The organism is Micromonospora sp. NPDC005305 (assembly GCF_040607315.1).
Classification (GTDB): Bacteria; Actinomycetota; Actinomycetes; order Mycobacteriales; family Micromonosporaceae; genus Micromonospora.
The window spans coordinates 36832-58603 of sequence record NZ_JBEXGL010000016.1 but is presented as its reverse complement, the minus strand read 5'-3'; the positions used below and the strand labels follow the sequence as shown (position 1 = coordinate 58603).

21 protein-coding genes are annotated in these 21772 nt (G+C 74.4%); 9 read left to right on the top strand and 12 right to left on the bottom strand.

The window, feature by feature from the left end; translation table 11 throughout:
- Positions 1-18: 18 nt before the first annotated feature.
- The gene (locus ABZS80_RS23985) at positions 19-369 is read left to right on the top strand and encodes a DUF2203 domain-containing protein (RefSeq protein WP_151461223.1); all 351 of its coding nucleotides are present in this window, start codon (positions 19-21) and stop codon (positions 367-369) included.
- Between the two features lie 34 nt (positions 370-403).
- On the opposite strand, the gene ABZS80_RS23980 is transcribed toward ABZS80_RS23985, so the two are convergent.
- Positions 404-1351, bottom strand: coding sequence for a threonine/serine dehydratase (locus ABZS80_RS23980; protein ID WP_355059141.1), 948 nt, complete (start codon positions 1349-1351; stop codon positions 404-406).
- A 23-nt stretch (positions 1352-1374) separates the two neighbouring features.
- Positions 1375-2088 (bottom strand): HAD-IA family hydrolase, encoded by a 714-nt coding sequence (locus tag ABZS80_RS23975; protein ID WP_355059140.1) that lies wholly within the window; start codon positions 2086-2088, stop codon positions 1375-1377.
- Positions 2089-2293: 205 nt separating this feature from the next.
- Between ABZS80_RS23975 and ABZS80_RS23970 the strand changes: the two genes are divergently transcribed.
- Positions 2294-3097, top strand: a complete 804-nt coding sequence (locus ABZS80_RS23970; RefSeq protein WP_355059139.1) for an SGNH/GDSL hydrolase family protein — start codon at positions 2294-2296, stop codon at positions 3095-3097.
- Between the two features lie 46 nt (positions 3098-3143).
- Here ABZS80_RS23970 and ABZS80_RS23965 read toward each other — a convergent pair whose 3' ends face one another.
- Both ABZS80_RS23965 and ABZS80_RS23960 read right to left on the bottom strand, forming a co-directional pair.
- On the bottom strand, positions 3144-4436 hold the full coding sequence (locus ABZS80_RS23965; RefSeq protein ID WP_355059137.1) for a DUF1343 domain-containing protein: 1293 nt from the start codon (positions 4434-4436) through the stop codon (positions 3144-3146).
- Positions 4437-4517: 81 nt separating this feature from the next.
- A complete protein-coding gene (locus ABZS80_RS23960; RefSeq protein ID WP_355059135.1) occupies positions 4518-5009 on the bottom strand; it encodes a glutathione peroxidase in 492 nt (163 codons plus the stop codon).
- Positions 5010-5152: 143 nt separating this feature from the next.
- On the opposite strand from ABZS80_RS23960, the gene ABZS80_RS23955 reads away from it, so the two are divergent.
- On the top strand, positions 5153-6793 hold the full coding sequence (locus ABZS80_RS23955) for a glycosyl hydrolase family 18 protein (RefSeq protein ID WP_355059133.1): 1641 nt from the start codon (positions 5153-5155) through the stop codon (positions 6791-6793).
- Between the two features lie 69 nt (positions 6794-6862).
- Here the strand turns inward: ABZS80_RS23955 and ABZS80_RS23950 are convergent, their stop codons facing one another.
- Entirely contained in the window at positions 6863-8020 is a 1158-nt protein-coding gene (locus tag ABZS80_RS23950) for a helix-turn-helix domain-containing protein (RefSeq protein WP_355059131.1), read from the bottom strand.
- A gap of 69 nt (positions 8021-8089) precedes the next feature.
- Here ABZS80_RS23950 and ABZS80_RS23945 point away from each other — a divergent pair, with 69 nt between their 5' ends.
- From ABZS80_RS23945 to ABZS80_RS23935, 3 genes are all read left to right on the top strand, one after another.
- The gene (locus ABZS80_RS23945; protein WP_355059129.1) at positions 8090-8584 is read left to right on the top strand and encodes a hypothetical protein; all 495 of its coding nucleotides are present in this window, start codon (positions 8090-8092) and stop codon (positions 8582-8584) included.
- Positions 8585-8698: 114 nt separating this feature from the next.
- Entirely contained in the window at positions 8699-10105 is a 1407-nt protein-coding gene (locus tag ABZS80_RS23940) for a class II 3-deoxy-7-phosphoheptulonate synthase (protein WP_151465666.1), read from the top strand.
- A 104-nt stretch (positions 10106-10209) separates the two neighbouring features.
- Complete coding sequence (locus ABZS80_RS23935; RefSeq protein ID WP_355059257.1) at positions 10210-11184, top strand: GntG family PLP-dependent aldolase; 975 nt, start codon at positions 10210-10212, stop codon at positions 11182-11184.
- Positions 11185-11307: 123 nt separating this feature from the next.
- On the opposite strand, the gene ABZS80_RS23930 is transcribed toward ABZS80_RS23935, so the two are convergent.
- Both ABZS80_RS23930 and pknB read right to left on the bottom strand, forming a co-directional pair.
- On the bottom strand, positions 11308-12192 hold the full coding sequence (locus tag ABZS80_RS23930) for a deoxyribonuclease IV (RefSeq protein ID WP_355059127.1): 885 nt from the start codon (positions 12190-12192) through the stop codon (positions 11308-11310).
- Entirely contained in the window at positions 12189-14168 is a 1980-nt protein-coding gene (pknB, locus tag ABZS80_RS23925; protein WP_355059125.1) for a Stk1 family PASTA domain-containing Ser/Thr kinase, read from the bottom strand. Before pknB ends, ABZS80_RS23930 begins: the two co-directional genes overlap by 4 nt.
- Positions 14169-14356: 188 nt before the next feature.
- Here pknB and ABZS80_RS23920 point away from each other — a divergent pair, with 188 nt between their 5' ends.
- Positions 14357-14704, top strand: coding sequence for an Rv2175c family DNA-binding protein (locus tag ABZS80_RS23920; RefSeq protein WP_355059255.1), 348 nt, complete (start codon positions 14357-14359; stop codon positions 14702-14704).
- A 39-nt stretch (positions 14705-14743) separates the two neighbouring features.
- Here ABZS80_RS23920 and ABZS80_RS23915 read toward each other — a convergent pair whose 3' ends face one another.
- Complete coding sequence (locus ABZS80_RS23915) at positions 14744-15826, bottom strand: polyprenyl synthetase family protein (protein ID WP_151465861.1); 1083 nt, start codon at positions 15824-15826, stop codon at positions 14744-14746.
- The gene (locus ABZS80_RS23910) at positions 15823-16269 is read right to left on the bottom strand and encodes a helix-turn-helix transcriptional regulator (RefSeq protein WP_355059122.1); all 447 of its coding nucleotides are present in this window, start codon (positions 16267-16269) and stop codon (positions 15823-15825) included. The genes ABZS80_RS23915 and ABZS80_RS23910 overlap by 4 nt, the downstream gene beginning before the upstream one ends.
- A 228-nt stretch (positions 16270-16497) precedes the next feature.
- On the opposite strand from ABZS80_RS23910, the gene metF reads away from it, so the two are divergent.
- A complete protein-coding gene (metF, locus tag ABZS80_RS23905; protein WP_151465600.1) occupies positions 16498-17415 on the top strand; it encodes a methylenetetrahydrofolate reductase [NAD(P)H] in 918 nt (305 codons plus the stop codon).
- A gap of 44 nt (positions 17416-17459) precedes the next feature.
- A complete protein-coding gene (locus ABZS80_RS23900; protein WP_355059120.1) occupies positions 17460-18149 on the top strand; it encodes a CDP-alcohol phosphatidyltransferase family protein in 690 nt (229 codons plus the stop codon).
- A 36-nt stretch (positions 18150-18185) separates the two neighbouring features.
- Here the strand turns inward: ABZS80_RS23900 and crtI are convergent, their stop codons facing one another.
- Genes crtI through ABZS80_RS23885 form a run of 3 tightly spaced genes read right to left on the bottom strand, consistent with a single transcriptional unit; the run spans position 18186 to position 21621 of the window.
- On the bottom strand, positions 18186-19673 hold the full coding sequence (crtI, locus tag ABZS80_RS23895) for a phytoene desaturase family protein (RefSeq protein ID WP_355059118.1): 1488 nt from the start codon (positions 19671-19673) through the stop codon (positions 18186-18188).
- An 11-nt stretch (positions 19674-19684) separates the two neighbouring features.
- On the bottom strand, positions 19685-20812 hold the full coding sequence (locus ABZS80_RS23890; RefSeq protein WP_355059116.1) for a glycosyltransferase family A protein: 1128 nt from the start codon (positions 20810-20812) through the stop codon (positions 19685-19687).
- The gene (locus ABZS80_RS23885; RefSeq protein ID WP_355059114.1) at positions 20809-21621 is read right to left on the bottom strand and encodes a carotenoid biosynthesis protein; all 813 of its coding nucleotides are present in this window, start codon (positions 21619-21621) and stop codon (positions 20809-20811) included. The genes ABZS80_RS23890 and ABZS80_RS23885 overlap by 4 nt, the downstream gene beginning before the upstream one ends.
- Positions 21622-21772 lie beyond the last annotated feature (151 nt).

Below are 21772 nucleotides of genomic sequence, written 5' to 3'. Positions count from 1 at the left end.
GTGCCCCATACTGGCGCGGTGTTCACTCTCGCCCAGGCGCGACACCTGGTGGCCACCCTGCGGCCGCGCGTCAACGAGCTGATCCGGCTCCGCGCCGACCTGGCCGAACTGCGGATGGACCTGGCCGACCACGGGGCCAGCGTCCTCGGTGGGCTCGCCGAGGTGAAGGCCCTGGAGGCCCGGCTGCACGCCCTCGTGGAGGAGTTCCACCAGCACGGCATCCAGGTCAAGGGGATCGCCCCGGTGCTGCTCGACTTCCCCGGCGAGCGGGAGGGCCGGGCGGTCCTCTGGTGCTGGCTGGAGGGGGACCCCGACATCCGCTGGTACCACCGGGTGGAGTGCGGCTTCGCCGGCCGCCGCCCGGTCTGAACGGGCGGGGGCCGTCGCCGCACGGTCCGACCTGTCAGCCCAGGGTGGCCAGCACGGCCGGCGCGACGTTGCCGCCGCTGAGCACCAGGACGGTCCGCTCGCCGGGCGCCACCTCGACCAGCCCCACCCGCAGCGCCGCCAGGGTGACCGCGGCGGCCGGCTCCACCAGCAGCTTCGTGGCCTCCACCAGTTCGGCCCAGGCGGGCAGCACGGCCGCCTCCGGCACCTCGACCACCGCGTCGACCAGCGCCCGGACGTGCGCCAGGGTGTGCCGCCCGGCGAACGGGGCGGCGAGGCCGTCGGCGACCGAGGCGGGCCGGGCCGGCAAGGTGCGGACCCCGGTCCGCAGCGCGTACGACATGGCGTTGGCCCCGTCCGGCTCCACCCCGACGATCCGCGTCCCCGGTGACCCGGCCCGGATCGCCGCGGCGATCCCGCTGATCAGCCCTCCGCCACCCACCGGCACGAGCACGAGGTCCGGGGGCGGGCCGTCGGCCAGGATCTCCCGCCCGACGGTGGCCTGACCGGCGATCACGTCCGGGTCGTCGAAGGGTGCGAGCAGGTGGAAGCCGCGCTCGGCGGCGACCGCCTCCGCGGTGGCCAGCAGGTCGTCGGTGAGCACCGCCTCGGCGCCGAGCCGGCGGACCGTGGCCAGCTTGCCGGGCACCGCGTGCGGCGGCATGCAGACCACCGCGGGCAGCCCGGCCGCGCGGGCCACGTGGGCCACGGCGATCGCGTGGTTGCCGGCGGAGAACGCCACCAGCCCGGCCGGTGTGCCGTGGCGTTCGGCGTGGGCGAGCAGGGCGTTGGTGGCGCCGCGGACCTTGAAGCTCCCGGTGTGCTGGAGGTTCTCGGCCTTCACGGCGAGCCGGAGGCCCAGGTCGGCGCCGAGGACCGGCGCGTCCAGCAGCGGGGTGCGGACCAGCCGCCCGTCGAGGCGCCGCTCGGCCGCCGTCATGTCGTGACCGGTGATCAACCGCACCCGCCGAGCCTAGTACGCAGACGTCATCCGGCTTGCTGCGTCACCTGCTCGTCGGCCACCGGGCCGGCGTCGGCAGTGAACTGGTCGAGTTGTTGGACCACACCGACGATGTCGGAAAAGGCATCGATGAAGGCGTCGACGTAACGGGAGTCGAAGTCCGCCGGTTTCCGGACGCCGCTCTGCAGGCAGCCGACGAAATGTAGGCCCGCACCGCCGGCGGCCAGTGCGTCGCCCGGTGAATCCCCCACATAGACGCATTGGCGTGGCGGTATTCCCGTCGCAGCCAGTAATTCGTCGAAGGCCCGCGGATCCGGCTTGCGGAAACGCGTGTTGCCGGCATGGTAGATGCCGCTGACTCGTTCAGCCAGGACGTGGTCGGCCTCCAACATGTGCCGGACCTCGTCCTCGGTCCGCGACGTCAGCAGGAACACCGCCCGACCATGCCGCACGAACTCGTCCAGCGCGCGAAGGTTCTCCGGCGGGATGAGATCCAGACGACCGTCGGCGATGTGCCGTTCCAGCGCGCGCCGATAGAGCGCCGAGAAACGGGGCAGGTCGAGGCCGGGCGACCTTTTGGGCATGGCGTCCAGCAGTGGCTCGCCCCAGGTGGACAGATGCACGTGCCGGGGCATCGGAGGCCGGCCCAGCTCCGCCAGAACTTCGTTCTCCAACGCGAACGAAGCGGCCTGTGTGAGGCACAGGGTGTCGTCAACGTCCACGATCACAGCCCGAATCACCGGCTCAGCCTATAACTCTCACGTCCGGCGCGAGGTGCGCCGCCGTCGCCCCGTGGCGAAAATCTTCAGTCATGCTCAGCATCTCGGCAATGGTTTGTAGTGATAAGGGTCTATGGGCAGCGGGCGCGAAATGTTGATCTTCCGCCGGGATCCGATTCATTGATATCTATCTCTCACCACCACTTCCCACCCCCAGGAGTGCGACGTGCGGAGATCCCGTCTTGCCACCCTCGCCCTGACCCTCGCCACCTCGTTCGGCATCACGCTGACCCTGGCCGCCCCCGCCCAGGCGGCCCCGGCCGACCGCTACGTCGCTCTCGGTGACTCGTACGCCTCCGGCGTCGGTGCCGACAGCTACACCTCCGAGAGCGGGTCCTGCCTGCGCAGCAACAACGCCTACCCGGCGCTCTACAACACCAACATCAGGCCGGCCTCGTACCGTTCGGTCGCCTGCTCCGGCGCGACCACCACGGACGTCATCAACAACCAGCTCTCCGCGCTCTCCTCGACCACCACGCTGGTCAGCGTCACCATCGGCGGCAACGACGTCGGCTTCGCCAGCATCATGAGCACCTGCGTGCTCCAGGGTGAGGCCCAGTGCGTGGCGGCGATCCAGGCCGCCGAGGACAAGGCCCGCACGCAGCTTCCCGGCAAGCTGGCGACCGTCTACAACGGCATCCGGAGCCGGGCGCCCTCCGCCCGGGTCGTGGTGGTCGGCTACCCGGTCTTCTACCAGCTCGGGACGGTCTGCGTCGGGCTGAGCGCCACCTCGCGGGCGAAGATCAACGAGGGGATCAACCTGGTCGACGACATCACCCGCACGGCGGCCACCTCGGCCGGCTTCACGTTCGCCGACGTCCGCTCGATCTTCGTGGGCCACCAGCTGTGCAGCTACGGCACGAAGTGGCTGCACGCGTTGAACGTCCTGAACCTCACGGTCTCGTACCACCCGACGGCCGCGGGACAGTCCGGCGGCTACTACCCGGTCTTCCGCTCCGCCGCGGGCTGACCGGCGTGGGGCCCGGGGTGCGGGGCACCCCGGGCCCGTCGTCGGCTCAGTAGAGCAGGTACGGGCGCCGCTTCCGCTCGAAGGCCGCCAGCTCGGCGGCCCAGGCGCCGACCACGTCGTCCACGTCGGCTCCGGCGTCGATCATGGTGCGCAGCCGGGGCGAGCCGGTCAGCTTGTCCACCCAGTACGGCCGGACGGCGTCGTACGAGTCGAACCGCCAGGCGAACGCCGGGTACTTGTGCGCCTCCACCAGCATGGCCACCGCCGTGCGGATCGGGTCGTAGACCGCCCGGTCGACGACCTTGACCTCGACGCCGGCGCACAGCTTGTTCAGCAGGGCCGGCTTCTGCCCCGCCGCGGTCGGGGAGAAGTACGCCTCCCGGAACTCGACACCCGGCAGGTTCCGGGCGTTGAGCCGATCTCCCCAGTGGTGGTCGAAGTCGTCGGCGAGCCCGCCGATCAGCTCGAACGGGCGGCAGGTGCCCCGGCCCTCGGTGATCGAGGCGACGCCCTCGAACAGGCAGGTGCCGGGGTAGACCAGCGCCGTGTCCGGCGTCGGCATGTTCGGGCTGGGCATCACCCACGGCAGGTCGGTGTCGGCGGCGAGCCGGTCACGCTTCCAGTTCCGGCACCGCACCACCTCCAGCTCGACCGGGCCTCCGGCGTCGGCGGGCAGGAACTCCGTGTTGAAGAACCGGGCCAGCTCGCCGACGGTCATGCCGTGCTGCTGGACGATCTCCTTCAGCCCCACGCCCGAGGTGAAGGCGGGCGTCATCATCGGCCCGCGTGCCCGCCCGCCGACCGGGTTGGGCCGGTCCAGCACGACGTACCGCTTGCCGACCCGGGCCGCCGCGACCATCGACGTGTACATCGTCCAGATGTACGTGTAGAAGCGGGCGCCCACGTCCTGGATGTCGAAGACGACCGTGTCCACGCCGGCGGACGTGAACAGGCTCTCCCACTTGGCCTGGCTGGCGCCGTACGCGTCGTAGACCGTGATGCCGGTGCGGGCGTCCGTCCCGGTGCCCTCGCTGCCGCCGGCCTGGGCCGACCCGCGGAAACCGTGTTCGGGGCCGAACGCCGCCACGACCTGCACGCCGCCGGACTCGTGCATGAGGTCGACCAGATGGCGGTAGGCCGAGTCCACGCCCGTGGGGTTGGACACCACCCCCACCCGCTGGCCGGCCAGTGCCGCGAAATCGGAACCGACAAGCACGTCCAGGCCGGTCGCCACCCGGCGGATGCCGGGCACCGCCTGCCCCGGCGTGCCCGGGCCCGTCGCGACCACCGCGCCCGCGGTGACCGCACCGGCGCCGGCCAGGAACCTTCTGCGCTCCATCATGACCTCCTCGTCCCGGAAGTCATTGAAACTTAGCTACAGCTCGATGGGCGGTCAAGGAAGGTTCCCTACAAGGCGGCGTCAGCCGACCGGCAGCACCTTCTCGACGGCGGCGCGCAGCTCGGGGGCGTCCGGGGTCACCGTCGGGGCGAACCGGGCCGCCACCGTGCCGTCCGGCGCGACGAGGAACTTCTCGAAGTTCCACCGCACGTCACCGGTGTGCCCCTCGGCATCCGGAGTGGACACCAGCCCGGCGTAGAGCGGGTGCCGGTGCGGTCCGTTGACGTCGACCTTCTCCGTCAGCGGGAACGTCACGCCGTAGTTGACCTGGCAGAACTCCTCGATCTCGGCGGCGCTGCCCGGCTCCTGGCCGGCGAACTGGTTGCACGGCACGCCGAGCACGGTCAGGCCCCGGTCCGCGTACTCGTCGGCGAGGGCCTGGAGGCCGGCGTACTGCGGGGTGAGGCCGCAGCGGGAGGCCACATTGACCACCAGCAGGGCGCGGCCGCGGTAGCGCCCGAGGTCGGCCGGGCCGCCGGCGAGGGCGTCGATCTGCACGTCGAAAACGGTCATGGCACGAGGCTACGGGGCCGCGGGCCTCGGTCGACACCGGACCCGAGGAATCGATGCATCTACATCTTGACGAAGTGGTGACGCCTGAGTAGCGTCTCAGCATCCAATCTGGAAAGTTTCCTAACTGTTTGGGGAGACGCCGTATGAAGAGATCGCTCCGCCGGGCCCTGTGGGCCACCGGCGCCGTGGTTGCGCTCGCGGTCGCGGCGGTGCCGATGGCGACCGCCTCCGCCGCGGGCAGCGTCACCGCCACATTCACCAAGGTGCAGGACTGGGGGACCGGTCACGAAGCGCGGGTGACCGTCACCAACGGCACGAGCGCCAGCGTCGCCACCTGGCGCGTCGAGTTCGACCTGCCCGCCGGCACCACCATCAGCAGCTCCTGGGACGCCGACGTCACCAGCAGCGGCAACCACTACGTGGCGGTCAAGAAGAGCTGGGCCGGGCCGCTCGCCCCGGGCGCCAGCTTCAGCTGGGGCTACAACGGCGTCGGGGCGTACAAGGCGCCGCTGACCTGCACGGTCAACGGCGCGTCCTGCTCCGGCGGCGGCACTCCTCCGACGACGACCCCGCCCACCACGACGCCGCCGACCACCACCCCGCCCACCACGACGCCGCCGACCACCACCCCGCCGACCACGACGCCGCCCACCACCACCCCGCCGACCGGGGGCAAGAAGGTGGTCGGCTACTTCGCCGAGTGGGGCGTCTACGGCCGGAACTACCACGTGAAGAACATCCACACCAGCGGGTCCGCGGCCAAGCTCACCCACATCCTGTACGCCTTCGGCAACACCACCGGCGGCCGGTGCAGCATCGGTGACAGCTACGCCGACTACGACAAGGCGTACACCGCGGCGGACAGCGTCGACGGCGTGGCCGACACCTGGGACCAGCCGCTGCGCGGCAGCTTCAACCAGCTGCGCAAGCTCAAGAAGATGTACCCGAACCTGAAGGTCCTCTGGTCCTTCGGCGGCTGGACCTGGTCGGCCGGCTTCACCCAGGCCGCGCAGAACCCGGCCGCGTTCGCGGACTCCTGCTACGCCCTGGTCAAGGACCCGCGCTGGGCGGACGTCTTCGACGGCATCGACGTCGACTGGGAGTACCCGAACGCCTGCGGCCTCCAGTGCGACAGCAGCGGCCCGAACGCGTTCAAGAACGTGGTCAGCGCGCTGCGGAGCAAGTTCGGCAGCAGCTTCCTGGTCACCTCGGCGATCACCGCGGACGGCAGCAACGGCGGCAAGATCGACGCGGCCGACTACGCCGGCGCGGCGCCGTACCTCAACTGGCTCATGCCGATGACATACGACTACTTCGGCGCCTTCAACGCGCAGGGGCCGACCGCGCCGCACTCGCCGCTCTACTCGTACACCGGGATCCCGCAGCAGGGCTTCTGGTCCGACGCGGCCATCCAGAAGCTCAAGTCCAAGGGAGTGCCCTCGGACAAGCTGCTGCTCGGCGTCGGCTTCTACGGCCGGGGCTGGACCGGCGTGACCCAGAGCGCCCCCGGCGGCACCGCCACCGGCCCGGCGCCCGGCACCTACGAGCAGGGCATCGAGGACTACAAGGTGCTCAAGAACAGCTGCCCGGCCACCGGCACGGTCGGCGGCACCGCCTACGCCAAGTGCGGCAGCAACTGGTGGAGCTACGACACCCCGGCGACCATCGGCGGCAAGATGACGTACGCGAAGAACCAGGGCCTCGGTGGCGCGTTCTTCTGGGAGCTCTCCGGAGACACCAGCAACGGTGAGCTCATCGGCGCCATCAAGGGCGGTCTCGGCTGAGCCGGAGGCCGACGCACCACCCACCCGGCGGGGAGGGGCCGCACCGGCCCCTTCCCGCACGGTTTTCGTTCAGGTACGGATGCTGCGGGCGCGGTGCTCCCGGGGTGAGAGCCCGTACGCGGCACGGAACGCCCGGCTGAAGTGCGCCCGATCCCGGAAGCCCCAGCGGGCGGCGACCTGGTGGACGGCGAGGTGCCGGAGCCCCGGGTCGGCCAAATCCCGGAAGCAACCGTCCAGCCGGGCCGTGCGGATCAGGGCCCCCACGCTCGTGCCGGCGTCGTCGAAGAGCCGGTGCAGTGAACGCACCGAGAGGTGGTGCGCCTCCGCCACGACGGTCGGGGTGAGCCCGGGGTCAGCCAGGTGCTCCCGGATCCACGCCTCCACCCGGGCCCGCAGGCCGGTGACCCGTACCTCCACCGGGAGTTCCCGTTCCGCCTCCAGATGTCCGGCCAGGGTGCCGGCGATCAGGTCCAGGGCGATCCGGTCGAGCCGCGGCGCGTCCGAGGCGTCGTACTGCTCGGGGTGGGCCACCAGCCGGCGCAGGAAGGCGGCCAACAGGGCGCCCATCCCGGTGTCGGCGGGGATCTCCGCGGCGAGCAGCGCCGCCGCCCGGTGCGGGGGCAGCGGCAGCGCCCGGTGCGGCACCAGCACGGTCAGCGTCTCCAGCGGCCCCGCGGTGCGGTCCGGCGCGTGCCGGGAGCCGTGCGGGCGGACGGTGTCGATGAGGGCGAAGCCGGACGGGCCGAGCCGGCCCGACCGCCGCTGCTGCGACACCACGCCGTGGCCGTTCAGCGGCAGGGCGAGCTGGTAGAGCTCCGGGTCCGAGCTGCGGATCAGCCGTGGGGTGCGGGCCAGCTCCAGCGACGGGTACCGCCAGGCGCCGAGCCGGACCACGCCCAGGTCGACGGCCCGGGCCGAGGCGGCGAAGTCGGCCGCGTGCGCGCTGCTGATCCGGGCGGCCACCGACTCGCGGGCCACGACGTCCTGCCAGAAGTCGAACCGCTCGGCCGGGGGCAACCTGGCGGTGTCGACCGATGCCACGGCGAGGATGACCGTCACCTCCTTGGGGGGTACGCCATTGTCGGCGCCGGCCCGCCCGGCGTCCACGGCCCCCCGGGTGAGGCCGGTCCGCGTGCCGCTCTGGCCGGCCGGGACGATCCGGGCGAGGATGGCAGGATCGTCGAGGATCCGGTGGCGGCGGCCATCGACGCCCCCGCGGGCCGGCATCCGGCGACGTCGATGTGACAGACTCGCCGCTCGGCATGTCCCGATGTCCGCGCCGATGGAAGGAGACCGATGGGCCTGACGCACCCGAGGGCGGTGGCCGGCGTGGCCCTGCTCGCGCTCCTGCCGGTCACGCTGGCCGGCTGCGGCCTCGGCGACGGGGACGACGCCCCGGGCGGCCCGGCCAGCCAGTCCCAGCGGGCGCCGGCCGAGGAGGCGGCGGCCAAGAGCCGGGAGCGGGTCCAGGCGTACCTCGACGCGATGGCGGCCAAGGACGTCGACGCGGGCCGCAGCCAGCTCTGCGCGCCCATGCAGACCGCCTTCGACGGCGCCGCCACCGGGCCGAACGGCGACTTCGCCGACCACTTCACGGTCCCGCAGGCCACCATCACCGACGTCCGGTCCGGCCCGCACGGCGAGGAGGTGACCACGTCGGTGAGCGTGGCCGTCGGATCCCGCAAGGCCACCCGCTCGCTGCTGTTCACGGTCACCCGCACCGGCGCCGACTGGTGCATCTCCGGCGAGGCGCCGGGCGGCAACACCCCGGCGCCCGGCGTCACCCCCTGACCCCGCAGCCGCCCCGACCTGCGGCGGCCCCGGGATGTGTCGCTGATCTCCCAACCACCGGAACCGTCCCCCTCGGCGGCGGGCGGCCCCGGCCGTCGCCGTACGCTTTCTCCCATGCGCCATGAGTGGCATCAGCTGAGTCACCCCGCCGTGGGCAGCCCGGGGCTCCAGACCAGTCGCCCGACCGCCGACTCCGCCGAGGACGCGGCCCTCGGCCTGGACCGCTGGCGGGAGCTGCCGCGCGCGCAGACCCCGCCCTGGCCGGACCAGGAGCAGGTCGCCGAGGTCTGCAAGGTGCTGGACACCGTGCCCTCCGTGGTCGCCCCCTACGAGGTCGACCAGCTCCGGCAGCGGCTGGCGCTGGTCTGCGAGGGCAAGGCGTTCCTGCTCCAGGGCGGCGACTGCGCGGAGACCTTCGCCGACAACACCGAGAGCCACCTGCTGGCCAACGCCCGCACCCTGCTCCAGATGGCCATCGTGCTGACCTACGGCGCGTCGCTGCCGGTGGTCAAGGTGGCCCGGGTCGCCGGCCAGTACACCAAGCCCCGCTCGCTGCCCACCGACGCGCGCGGCCTCCCGGCCTACCGCGGCGACATGATCAACTCGCTGGAGGCCACGCCGGAGGCGCGGGTCGCCGACCCGCAGCGCATGATCCGGGCGTACGCGAACTCCGCCGCCGCCATGAACATGCTCCGGGCGTACCTGGCGGGCGGGCTGGCCGACCTGCACGCGGTGCACGACTGGAACAAGGGCTTCGTGAAGCAGTCCCCGGCCGGTGAACGCTACGAGGCGATCGCCCGGGAGATCGACCGGGCGCTGGCCTTCATCCGGGCCTGCGGGATGACCGACGACGAGGCGCTGCGCACCGTCACCCTCTACTGCTCCCACGAGGCGCTGGCGCTGGAGTACGACCGGGCGCTCACCCGGATCTCCGGCAACCGGGCGTACGGGCTGTCCGGGCACTTCCTCTGGGTCGGCGAGCGGACCCGGCAGCTCGACGGCGCGCACCTCGACTTCATCTCCCGGATCGCCAACCCGATCGGCGTCAAGCTCGGCCCGACCACCACCCCGGACGAGGCCATCGAGCTGTGCGAGAAGCTCAACCCGGACAACATCCCCGGCCGGCTCACCCTGATCAGCCGGATGGGCAACCACCGGGTCCGGGACGCCCTGCCGCCGATCGTCGCCAAGGTCACCGCCGCCGGCGCCAAGGTCGTCTGGCAGTGCGACCCGATGCACGGCAACACCCACGAGTCCTCCAACGGCTACAAGACCCGGCACTTCGACCGGATCGTCGACGAGGTGCTCGGCTACTTCGAGGTGCACCGCGGCCTGGAGACCCACCCGGGCGGCCTGCACGTCGAGCTGACCGGCGAGGACGTCACCGAGTGCCTGGGCGGCGCCCAGGGCATCGAGGACCTCGATCTGCCCGACCGGTACGAAACCGCCTGCGACCCGCGACTGAACACCCAGCAGTCGCTGGAGCTGGCCTTTCTGGTTGCGGAGATGCTCCGTGGCTGACGCGAGGAGTGAGCTTGCGAGCCCCGCAGTCGGCAGCCGAAAGGACAACTGTGGCTGAGTTCATTGATCTTCGTTCGGACACCGTGACCCGGCCCACCGCCGGGATGCGCGAGGCCATGGCGACCGCCGAGGTCGGCGACGACGTCTACGGGGAGGACCCGACCGTCGCCGCCCTGGAGGCCGAGGTCGCGGCGCTCTTCGGACACGAGGCGGCGCTGTTCGCCCCGAGCGGCTCGATGGCCAACCAGATCGCCCTGCAGCTCGTCGTCCCACCCGGGGACGAGTTGCTCTGCGACGCCGACGCGCACGTGGTCACCTACGAGATCGGCGCCGCGGCGGCGTACGGCGGGATCTCCTCGCGGACCTGGCCGGCCGTGGGCGCGGAGGTCGACCCCGAGGTGGTCGCCGGGATGGTCCGGCCCGACGGCTACTTCGCGGTGCCGACCCGGGCCATCGCCGTCGAGCAGACCCACAACCGGGGCGGCGGCGGGGTGATCCCCCTCGCGACCCTGCGGGAGCTGCGCCGGGTCGCCGACGACCACAGTCTCGCCCTGCACTGCGACGGCGCCCGGATCTGGCACGCGCACGTCGCCGACGGGGTGCCGCTGGCCGGGTACGGCGCGCTGTTCGACACCCTCTCGGTCTGCCTCTCCAAGGGCCTCGGCGCCCCGGTCGGCTCGCTGGTGGTCGGCAGCGCCGAGAAGATCGCCCGGGCGCGGTTCGTCCGCAAGCGGATGGGTGGCGGCATGCGGCAGGTCGGCATCCTCGCGGCCGCCGGCCGGTACGCGCTGGCCCACCACGTCGAGCGGCTCGCCGAGGACCACGCCAAGGCCGCCCGGCTGGCCGAGGCCGTCGCCCCGTACGGGGTGCTCGCGACCGTGGTGCGGACCAACATCGTCCCGCTCGACCTGGCCAAGCATCCGCTCGACGCGCCCGCCCTGGCGGCCGCCGCCCGGGAGCGGGGCCTGCTGATCTCGGTGCTCGGCCCGCGTACCGCCCGCCTGGTCACCCACCTGGACGTCACCGACGGCCAGATCGACCAGGCCGCCGAGATCCTGACGACCCTCCTCCGCGCCTGACCCACGCCCGACGGCTTGTTGATCAAGGAGTTTGCGTCGCCCGCGACGCGGATCCCGACGCGAACTTCTTGATCAACCCGGGCGTGGGCGGGTGGGCGTGCGCCGTGCGCGGGGTTGGTGGGGTCAGGGGTGGAGGCGCTTCAGGGTTGCTATGTCGGCGGCGTGGCCCACGTGCTTCTCGGTGGGGGTTTCCACCAGGACGGGGACGCCGGCGGTGGCGGGGTGGCGCATCAGCTCCGCGAACGCCGGCTCGCCGATGGTGCCCTTGCCGATGCTCTCGTGCCGGTCCCGGGTGGAGCCGCACAGGTCCTTCGAGTCGTTCGCGTGCACCAGCTTCAGCCGGTCCGCGCCCACCGCGGTGACCAGCGCGTCCAGCGTGGCGGTCATCCCGCCCTCGGCGGCCAGGTCGTGCCCGGCCGCCCAGGCGTGGCAGGTGTCGAAGCAGACGCCCAGCATCGGGTGGCGGTCCACCGCGTCCAGGTAGGGGCCCAGGTGCTCGACCCGGGAGGCCAGTGACCGGCCACCCCCGGCGCTCGGCTCGACCAGCAGCATCGGCCCGCCGGTCGCCGCGGCCTCGTCGAGCAGCGGGAGCAGGGCCTCCCGGACCTGCCGCATGGCCGCCTCGGCGTGACCCGCGTCGACGGCGCTGCCGGCGTGGAACACCACGGCCTCGGCGCCGATGGCCCGGCCCCGGCGCAGCGCGTGGGCCAGGGTCTCCGCCGACCGCTCGACCGTGGCCGGGGTGGGGGAGCCGAGGTTGACCAGCAGCGAGGCGTGGATGAAGACCGGCAGGCCGCGCTCGCCGCAGCCGTCCCGGAACAGCACGTCCTGCTTCGGGTCGCCCGCCGGCAGCGCCCAGCCCCGCGAGTTGGAGACGTAGACCTGCACGGCCTCGGAGGCGGCCGCGTCGGCGTAGGGCAGCGCCGCCTTGGCCAGGCCGCCGGAGGTGGGGGTGTGCGAGCCGACCCGCCGTCGCGTGCCGCTGAGCCCCACGGGTCGCTCGCTCACAGGCAGGTCACCGTGACCGGGGTGCCCGGTGGCACCGGGGTGTTCTCGCCCGGGTTCTGGAAGCGGGCCACCCCGTTGGGGTTGAGCTGGATGTTGACCGGGAAGCCCTGGCTCTCCAGCACCTGCTTGGCCTGCTGGCACGGCAGGTCGACCACCCGGGGGACGGGCACCTGGGCGGGGCCCTTGCTGACGTCCAGCTTGACCTGGGCGCCCTTCTCCACGCCGGTGCCGTCGGCCGGGCTCTGGCCGAGGACCTCGTCCTTCGGCTTGTCGGAGTCCTTGTACGTCTCGACCGGGGTCAGCCCCAGCCGGCCGAGGATGGCGCGGGCCTCGCCGAGATTCTTGCCCACCAGGTTCGGCACGGTCGCCGGCGCGCGGCCCTTGCTCAGGACTACCGTCACCTTCGCGCCCGGTTTGACCACCGCGCCGACCTTCGGGTCGGTGGCCAGCACCACCCCGGCCGGCAGCGCGTCGTCGTAGCGGGAGCCGCCCTTGACCGGCACCAGCTTCGCGTCGCTCAGCTCGGCCTGGGCCAGCGCGAAGTCCTTGCCCACCACGTCCGGCACCGGCAGCCGCTCCGGACCGAGCGACAGGGTCAGGGTGATCGTGCCGCCCTTGACGATCCGGGTGGCGGAGACCGGGTCCTGGCCCAGCACCGTGTCCTTGGGGATCTTCTCGTCGTAGCGGGGCTCGGCGTAGCGCAGGATGAAGCCGCCCCGGGTGGCCTGCGCCTCCGCGTCAACCTTGGTCAGGCTCACGAGCTGCGGGGCGACCGTGTAGCGGCCCACCCCGAACCACCAGCCGCCGACGGCGGCCACCAGGCCGAGCACCACGGCCGCCGCGGCGACCGCCAGCCGGCCGCGCGGCGAGCCCATCACCCGGGTACGCAGCTCGCCCAGCCGGGCGCCCAGGCCCTCGTCCTCGACGGCGCGGCGGCGGTGCGGGCGCTGGGCGCCGCCCTCGGGCAGCCGGGCCCAGGCGGGGCGCTCGGCCGGGCGGACCGCCGCCACCACCATGGTGGGCTGCGAGAGCACGCTCGTCTCGTCGCCCACCGGCCGCAGCACCGCGGTGTGCGTGCCGTTGCCCAGTTCGTCCCGCGCGGCCTGCACCTCGGTGAGCAGCGCGCCGGCGTCGGCCGGGCGGGCGGCGGGGTCGCGCCGGGTGGCCCGGGCGACCAGCCGGTCGAGGACCGGGGGCAGCGCCGGCACCAGGGTCGACGGGGCCGGCACGTCCCGGTCGACGTGCTGCCAGGCCACCTCCACGGGGCGGTCGCCGTCGTAGGGCACCCGGCCGGTGAGCATCTCGAACAGCACGATGCCGGCGGAGTAGACGTCGGTGCGCGGGTCCGCGTGGCCCTGGGTGACCAGCTCCGGCGCCACGTAGGCCACGGTGGCCATGAGCTGGTTGCCGTTCTCCTCCTCGGCGCTCGCCTCGACCGCGCGGGCCAGCCCGAAGTCGGCCACCTTGACCACGCTGTCCACCAGGGTGGTGGTGCCGCCGGTGGGCGGCTCGGCGACCAGCACGTTCTCCGGCTTGACGTCGCGGTGGACCAGGCCGGCCCGGTGCGCGGCGGCGATCGCGGCGAGCATCTGCTCGGCGATGGCCAGCGTCTCGTCGGGGTTGAGGCGGCGCCGCTCGGCGAGCACGTCGCGCAGCGTGCGGCCACGCACGTACTCCATCACCAGGTAGGGGAGGCCGGCGTGGCTGCCCTGGTCGTAGACCGCCACCACGTTGGGGTGGGTGAGCCGGGCGATGGTCTTCGCCTCGTCGGTGAAGCGCTCGACGAAGCCGGCCATCCGGGCCCGGGCCTCGGGCGCCTGGGTCGGGTGAATGATCTTGACCGCCACGGTGCGCTCCAGGCGCTCGTCGGTGGCGGTGTACACGGTCGCCATGCCGCCACGGGCCACGCGACCGCGAATGCGGTAGCGCCCGTCGATCAGCGAGCCCAGCAACGTGTCGGCGACCTGTGTGTCCATCGGCAGGCAGTCTATGTGTCGGGAGGGTGAAGGTTGAACAGGATGCTACAGCCGGCATGCGACCCGGCGGCACCGGCGCACGCGTCCGGCGGGGTACGGGGTGCCGCCGACCGGCCCCGCCGGGCACGTGGCAGGGTGGTCGGGTGACCGATTCCGTACCCGCCGAGAGCGCCACCACCGGGGCCGACCTGCCCGGACCGACCGACCCGGCCGGCTGGCTGACCCTGCCGGACGTGGCCGAGCGCCTCGACCTGTCGATCAGCAAGGTGCACCAGATGATCCGCGACCGGGAGCTGCTCGCGGTGCGCCGCGACGGCGTCCGCCGGATCCCGGCCGACCTGGTGGCCAACCACACCGTGCTCAAGCACCTGCCCGGCGTGCTCAACCTGCTCGCCGACGCCGGGTACGACGACGAGGAGGCGCTGCGCTGGCTCTACGAGCCCGACCCGACCCTCGCCGGCACCACCCCGGCCGCCACCCTCGCCGGCGACCAGGCCCGCGAGGTCAAGCGCCGCGCCCAGGCCCTGGGCTTCTGACCCCCACCCGCCCCCCGGGGCCCGGGGGGCGGGTCGGGGTCAGTCGGTGCGGCGGGTGGCGGCGATCGCCAGGTCGACCAGGGACTGGCGGGCCTCGGTGTCCAGGTCCACCGTCGTCAGGGCGGCCAGGGCGCTCTCGGTGAGGGCCGTGATGCGCCGCTCGGTGCGCTCCAGCGCGCCGCTCGCCGTGATCAGCTCGCGCAGGCGGGCCACCCCGGTGGCGTCCAGCCCGGGATCGCCGAGCCCGCCGAGCAGCAGCTCCCGGCCGGCGTCGTCGAGCGCCTCGAGGGCCGCGGCCACCAGGTAGGTCCGCTTGCCCTCGCGCAGGTCGTCGCCGGCCGGCTTGCCGGTGCGCTCCGGGTCGCCGAACACCCCCAGCACGTCGTCGCGGAGCTGGAACGCCTCGCCCAGCGGCAGCCCGTACGCCGAGTAGGCCGCGTGCACCTCGGCCGGCGCGTCGGCCAGCGCGGCGCCGAGCAGCAGCGGACGCTCGACGGTGTACTTCGCCGACTTGTAGCGGGCCACCTTGCCGGCCCGTTCGAGCGAGGTGTCGCCGGTGGCCTGCGTGAGCACGTCCAGGTACTGCCCGACGGTCACCTCGGTGCGCATCTCGTCGAAGACCGGCCGGGCCCGGGCCACCGTGCGCGGGTCCAGACCGGCGGAGTGCAGCAGCTCGTCGGACCACACGAGGCAGAGGTCGCCCAGCAGGATGGCCGCCGCGTCGCCGAACCCGTCCGGGTCGCCGCTCCAGCCGGCCGCGCGGTGCCGGGCGGCGAACCGCCGGTGCACCGCCGGCTCGCCCCGGCGGGTGTCCGACCGGTCCATGAGGTCGTCGTGGATCAGCGCGCTGGCCTGCACGAACTCCAGCGCGGCCAGGGCCGCGACCACCTGGTCGGAGTCGACCCCGCCGGCGCCCCGGTAGCCCCAGTAGCCGAACGCCGGGCGCAGTCGCTTCCCACCGCCCAGCACGAACGCCTCGATGGCCTCGGCGACCGGCACCAGGCCGTCGTCGAGGGTGGTCAGCCAGCCGCGCTGGCCGGCGAGGAACTCGGTGAGGGCCTTGTCGATCCGCTGGCGCAGGCCGGCGCGGTCGACGGGGGACACGGGAGCAGCGTGGGTCACGCCGACGACGCTAGCCGGTCCCCGCCGCTCACGCCCGACCCCCGTCCCGGCGTGCCGCGCGTGACGTTGGGCCGGGCCGGCGGCCGGTGCGGGCCACCCGGTGCGGCGGTCACGCCCGCCCGGCGGCGCGGGACCGGCCGGCGCGGGCCACCCGGCGCGGCAGCCGCGCCCGCGGGCCGGGGGAGGCGGCGGCTGCGCGCGGCGGCCTCGGCGAGCAGTTCGCCCGGCACCCCGAGGACCACCGCCAGCCAGCCGGACCAGAAGTCGCCGGGGAGCCGGCGCTGCCGCTCCCACCGGGACACCTCGTGGCGGGTCAGGGTCGGCACGCCGGCGGCGGCGCACAGCTCGGCGGCGACCCGCTGCTGGCTCCAGCCGCGAGCGGCCCGCAGCTCGGCCAGGAGCGGCCCGAGCAGGCGCGGGCCGGGTGGCGGGGACGGGGTCATCGGGTCCTCCCGGGGGCGACGGCGGGGGTGGCGACGCGGACGCCCGGCGGTGCCGGACCGTGCGTCGCCGATCGTGGCGACCCCCGCGCGGGCCCCCCGGGACCGGCCACCGGCCGGCCCCACCGCGCTGCCCCCGTTCTACCCCCGGGGTACGACGCTCCGCCGCCCTCGTGCTCGCGGGCTGGGAAGATCCTGGGTCGGCCCGGACCGGCCGGTTACAGTCGGTCCGTGGCGCTCGGTCTTCCCTCGGTCCTCCCCAACCCCCAGCCGGCCATCGGGGAGCTGATCCGTGACGCCCGGCCCACCTTCTCCTTCGAGTTCTTCCCGCCGAAGACCCCGCAGGGGGAGCGCCTGCTCTGGCAGGCCATCCGCGAGCTGGAGTCGTTGCGTCCCTCGTTCGTCTCGATCACCTACGGCGCGGGCGGCTCGACCCGGGACACCACGGTCGCGGTGACCGAGCGGATCGCCACCGAGACCACCCTGCTGCCGATGGCGCACCTCACCGCGGTCGACCACTCGGTCGCCGAGCTGCGGCACGTCATCGGCCGGCTGGCCTCGGTGGGGGTGCGCAACGTGCTGGCCGTGCGCGGCGACCCGCCCGGCAACCCGGGCGGCGAGTGGATCAAGCATCCGGAGGGCGTGCGGTACGCCGAGGAGCTGGTCCGGCTGGTGCGCGACGCCGGCGACTTCAGCGTCGGGGTGGCCGCGTTCCCCTACAAGCACCCCCGCTCGCCCGACGTGGCCAGCGACACCGCGCACTTCGTCCGCAAGTGCCGGGCCGGCGCCGAGTTCGCGATCACCCAGATGTTCTTCGACGCCGACGACTACCTGCGGCTGCGGGACCGGGTGGCCGCCGCCGGCTGCGACACCCCGATCCTGGCCGGGGTGATGCCGGTGACCCAGCTGGGCACCATCGAGCGGTCCGTGCAGCTCTCCGGCGCGCCCTTCCCGCCGGCCCTCGCGGAGCGGTTCGCCGCGGTGGCCGACGACCCGGAGGCGGTCCGCCGGCTGGGCATCGAGCAGGCGAGCGAGATGTGCGCGAAGCTGCTGGACGAGGGCGTGCCCGGCATCCACTTCATCACCCTCAACCGGTCCACCGCCACGCGGGAGGTCTGGCAGCGCCTGCGCGCCGACGCGTGGGTGTGAGCACCCGGCCCACGACACCGCCACGGCCCTTCTACGGTTGATCCGTGGTGGGCACACAGCTGAACTGGGACCAGTACGCGACCGCGTGGGCGCGCCTGCACGGCGGCTTCGACCCCCGGGTGGCCGCGCCGGTGGTCCGCGCCTGGCTGCGCTTCGCCTACCACGTGGGTTACATCCTGGGCCGGCTGCGGGTCGGCCCCACCCCGGTGACCGTGGTCGGGGTGCTGCTCTGCCTCTGCGTACCCCTGCTGGTGGGGCGGGCCGGCGACGGGCCGTTCCTGGGCGCGCTGTTCGTGCTGCTCGCGGCGGTGGCGGACAGCGTCGACGGCGCGGTGGCGGTGGCCACCAACCGCACCACCCGGCTCGGCTACGTCTACGACTCGGTGGCCGACCGGCTCGGCGAGGCCGCCTGGCTGACCGCGTTCTGGCTGCTCGGCGCCCCCGGCGCGCTGGTTGCCGCGGCCGGGGGGCTGTCCTGGCTGCACGAGTACGTGCGCGCCCGGGCGGTGTCGGCCGGGATGCGGGAGATCGGGGCGGTGACCGTGGGGGAACGCCCCACCCGGGTGTGTGTGGCCCTGGTCGGGCTGGTGGTCGCCGGGCTCACCGGGCTGATCGACACCGATCTGACCTCGGGCACCATCACCATGGCCACCACGGTCTGGGTGCTGCTGGCCGGTTTCGGCCTCGGCCAGTTGCTCTCCGCCGTCCGCCGCGCCCTGGTCGACGCCGACTGACCCCGGTCCGATCCACGCCGGCCCGACGGCCGCGCCCTACCAGGCCGGGCCGATGGCGTCGGCGACGATCTCCGCCGACAGGGTGACCATGGGCAGGCCGCCGCCGGGGTGGCTGGAGCCGCCGACCAGCCAGAGCCCGGCCACCGGGCCCCGGTTGGCCGGGCGGAGCAGGCCGCCCGCGGTGCCGTAGATGGCCCCGCCCGGCGCGCCGGTCGCCGCGTCGAGGTCGGCCGGGGTGCGGATCTCCCGGAACACCAGCCGGTCCCGCACGTCCACGCCCCGCTCGGCGAGCACGTCGAGGATCCGGTCGGCGTACGCCTCGGCCAGCCCCGGCCGCCGCCAGTCGACCGCGCCCGCGGCGGTGCCGTGGCGGGCCGCGTTGACCAGCACGAACCACGCCTCGTGCCCGGCCGGGCGGACCGCCGGGTCGTCGGCCACGGTGACGAAGACGGTCGGGTCGGGCGCGGGCCGGGCACGGACCCCCCGCCCCGGGTCGCCGAAGACCGCGTCGAACTCGGCGTCGTGGTCGCGGGGGAAGAAGACGGTGTGGTGGGCCAGCCCGGAGTCGCCGCGGACGCCGAGCAGCAGCACGAATCCGGCCAGGCTGCGGTCGGTGAGCGCGGCCAGCCGGCGCGGGGTGGGCAGCAGGTCCCGGTAGACGGTCAGCGCGTCGACGTTGGCCACCACCACGTCGGCGGGGACGGGGGCGGCGACCCCGGCGAGGCGTACGCCGTGGACCCGGCCGCCGGCCGAGTCGATCCGGGTGACCGTGGCGCCGGTGCGCACCACGACGCCGAGGTCCAGGCAGCGCGCCAGCAGCGCGTCGGCCAGGGTGGCCAGCCCGCCACGCAGGTACCAGCCGCCGTACGCCAGTTCGGCGTAGGGGACGGCGACCAGCGCGGCCGGGGCGCGGCGCGGGTCGGCGCCGGTGTAGGTGGCGTAGCGGTCGAGCAGCATCCGCAGCCGCGGGTCGGACAGGTGCCGGCGGCCCAGCCCGCGCAGGCTGCGGCCGGGGCCGATGGCGGCGAGGTCGCCCAGCCGCCAGGCCAGCCCGGCCAGGTCCCGGGGGGAGTCGACGGTGCGGCGCAGCACGTCCCGGTGCGAGGCCGCCCACACCCGGCCGGCCCGCCGCCAGAGCCGCTGCCAGTCGGCGGCGGCCCGGTCGCCGAACGCCGCGCCGACGCGGGCGGTGAACTCGGCCGGGTCGGCGCAGGAGTCCAGGGCGGGTCCGCCGCCGGGGAAGACGTGCCGGACGATCGGGTCCAGCGGCACCAGGTCCAGGTATTCGTCGAGCTTCGCGCCGGTCGCCTCGAACAGGTCGTGGAACACCTGCGGCAGGGTGACCAGGCTCGGCCCGGTGTCGAAGTGCCACGACCCCTCGGGGGTGTCGTGCCGGTGCCGGCCGAGCTTGCCGCCGACCGTGTCGGCCCGTTCGAGGACGGTGACCTCGTGCCCGGTGACCGCCAGCCGGGCGGCGGCGGCCAGGCCGCCCACGCCGGCGCCGATGACCACGATCCGCGCCATGCCGCCCCCTCCTAGCCGACCGGGCGACCCCGCCAGGTGAGCCGGCGTCGCTTCCGCAGATGGTACGACCGGAAGGTCAGCCAACCGAGGACCACGACCGACACGGGGTGTGCCAGCGCGTCGGGCCACGCCCGCCCGCCGGTGGCCCGGGCGCTGACCGCCCGGCCGGCGACGCCGAGCAGCCAGGCGGCCAGCGCGAGCCCGGCCGTGACCGGCGCGCCGGCCGCCAGGGCACCGAGCGCGACCAGCGGGGGAGCGGTGTAGAGCAGGAGCAGCAGGGCCACCACCACCGCGGCGGCGGCCGGGTGCCCGAAGGAGGCCCAGAGCGACTTGCTGTAGCCGTCGCGCAGCTGCGGCCAACTGTCGTACATTCGGCAGGCGGCCAGCCGGGAGCCGTCGGCCAGGGCGATCCGGCCGCCGGACCGCTTCACGGCCCGGGCCAGCTCGATGTCCTCCAGGACCCGGTCGGCGACCGCGGCGTGCCCGCCGGCCCGCAGGTAGCCGGCCCGGTCCACGACCAGGAACTGCCCGCCCGCCGCCGCGAGCGACGGCCGCGGCGAGCGTTCCATGGCGCGCAGCGGCAGGAAGGTGAGCCACAACCACTGCAGCAGCGGCTGCACCAGCCGGTCGGCCGCCGTCCGCACCAGGATCCGGGGGTACGGCGACAGCAGCGCCACGCCCGCCGCGCGCAGCCCGGTCACCGCCCGGGCGACCGCGTACGGGCTGAGCACCACGTCGGCGTCGACGAAGGCCAGCACGGTCGGGGCCGGGCCGGTGCGGGTGGCGAGCTGCCAGCAGGCGTGCGGCTTGCCCAGCCAGCCGGGCGGCGGGGCGACCCCGGTGAGCAGGGTGACCCGCGGGTCGTCGCCGGCCACCGCGCGGACCACGTCGGCGGTGCCGTCGGTCGAGCCGTCGTCGAGCACCACGATCCGCAGCTCCGGCACGCCGCGCTGGGCGAGCAGCGCGCGCAGGCACGGGGTGACCCGGTCGGCCTCGTCGCGCAGTGGCAGCAGCACCGCCACCGCCTCGGTGACCTCGACCGGGCCGGCGTCGGGGCGGCGCAGCCAGGCGGTGGCGTTGACGACGGTGTGCGCGGTGAGCACGGCGACCGCCGCGGCCAGGACCAGCGCGGGGATCATGCCGGCGCGTCGACCCGGGGGGTCGGCTCCGCCACCCCGTCACCGGCGCGGCGCCGGCGGGCGCGCAGCAGCGTCACCGCCAGCGGCACGGCGGCCACCGCCATCCCGGCCGCGCCCCAGGCCGCCGAGGCGGGCAGCCGGAGGAAGACCGCGTGCGCCAGCACGCTGGAGGCGTACGTCCACAGGTAGAGCGCGAACATCGGCGCGTCCCGCGCGTCGGTGCGGTCGACGGCCGGCCCGGCGAGGGGGCGCAGCGCGGCCGTCAGCAGCACCGCGAAGAGCAGCCAGCCGAGGTAGTTGCTGACCGGGATGCCGGGCAGGCCGGGCAGGGCCGGGACGGCGTCCCGCCAGCGCCAGTAGCCCTCGGCCACCATCTGCGGGTCGAGGAAGAGGTCCCAGGAGGCCAGCCCGACCGCGGCGAGGGCGACCCGGGCCGGGCGGGAGCGGGTGAGCCGGACCGCGGCGAGCCAGGCCGGCCAGGCCATCCAGGTCCACGCCAGCGGGATGACCAGCGGCACCCCCGCCAGCTTCGGGCCCAGCTCGCCGGAGTAGTCGTAGCTGCCGAACGGGAAGCCGGTGGCCACGCCGAGCGCCTCGATCGCGAAGCCGCCGCCGGTGGCCACGGCGACCAGCGCCAGCGCGGTGCGTGTGCCCCGGGTGAGCAGGGCGTGGCCGACGGAGAGCAGCCAGCCGAGCCCGACCGTGGCCACGGTGAGCCCGGCCCGGGTGGCGCCGCCGGTGAGCGGGTAGCAGATCTGGGCCAGGACCAGGACGGCCAGCAGCGCCCAGGGCAGCCGGCCCCACGTCACGGCGTCCCCTCGGTTCGCGACTGCGGGGCTCGCAAGCCCGGCTCACTCCTCGCGCTCACGGCGTCCCCTCGGTTCGCGACTGCGGGGCTCGCAAGCCCGGCTCACTCCTCGCGCTCACGGCGTCCCCTCGGGTCGCGACTGCGGGGCTCGC

Bases quoted from the DNA above. Each gene is read 5' to 3' on its own strand.
- ABZS80_RS23965 (WP_355059137.1), bottom strand. From the start codon at position 4,436: ATGGAGCGCAGAAGGTTCCTGGCCGGCGCCGGTGCGGTCACCGCGGGC.
- ABZS80_RS23960 (WP_355059135.1), bottom strand. From the start codon at position 5,009: ATGACCGTTTTCGACGTGCAGATCGACGCCCTCGCCGGCGGCCCGGCC.
- ABZS80_RS23955 (WP_355059133.1), top strand. From the start codon at position 5,153: ATGAAGAGATCGCTCCGCCGGGCCCTGTGGGCCACCGGCGCCGTGGTT.
- ABZS80_RS23950 (WP_355059131.1), bottom strand. From the start codon at position 8,020: ATGCCGGCCCGCGGGGGCGTCGATGGCCGCCGCCACCGGATCCTCGAC.
- ABZS80_RS23945 (WP_355059129.1), top strand. From the start codon at position 8,090: ATGGGCCTGACGCACCCGAGGGCGGTGGCCGGCGTGGCCCTGCTCGCG.
- ABZS80_RS23940 (WP_151465666.1), top strand. From the start codon at position 8,699: ATGCGCCATGAGTGGCATCAGCTGAGTCACCCCGCCGTGGGCAGCCCG.
- ABZS80_RS23935 (WP_355059257.1), top strand. From the start codon at position 10,210: ATGCGCGAGGCCATGGCGACCGCCGAGGTCGGCGACGACGTCTACGGG.
- pknB (WP_355059125.1), bottom strand. From the start codon at position 14,168: ATGGACACACAGGTCGCCGACACGTTGCTGGGCTCGCTGATCGACGGG.
- ABZS80_RS23910 (WP_355059122.1), bottom strand. From the start codon at position 16,269: ATGACCCCGTCCCCGCCACCCGGCCCGCGCCTGCTCGGGCCGCTCCTG.
- crtI (WP_355059118.1), bottom strand. From the start codon at position 19,673: ATGGCGCGGATCGTGGTCATCGGCGCCGGCGTGGGCGGCCTGGCCGCC.
- ABZS80_RS23890 (WP_355059116.1), bottom strand. From the start codon at position 20,812: ATGATCCCCGCGCTGGTCCTGGCCGCGGCGGTCGCCGTGCTCACCGCG.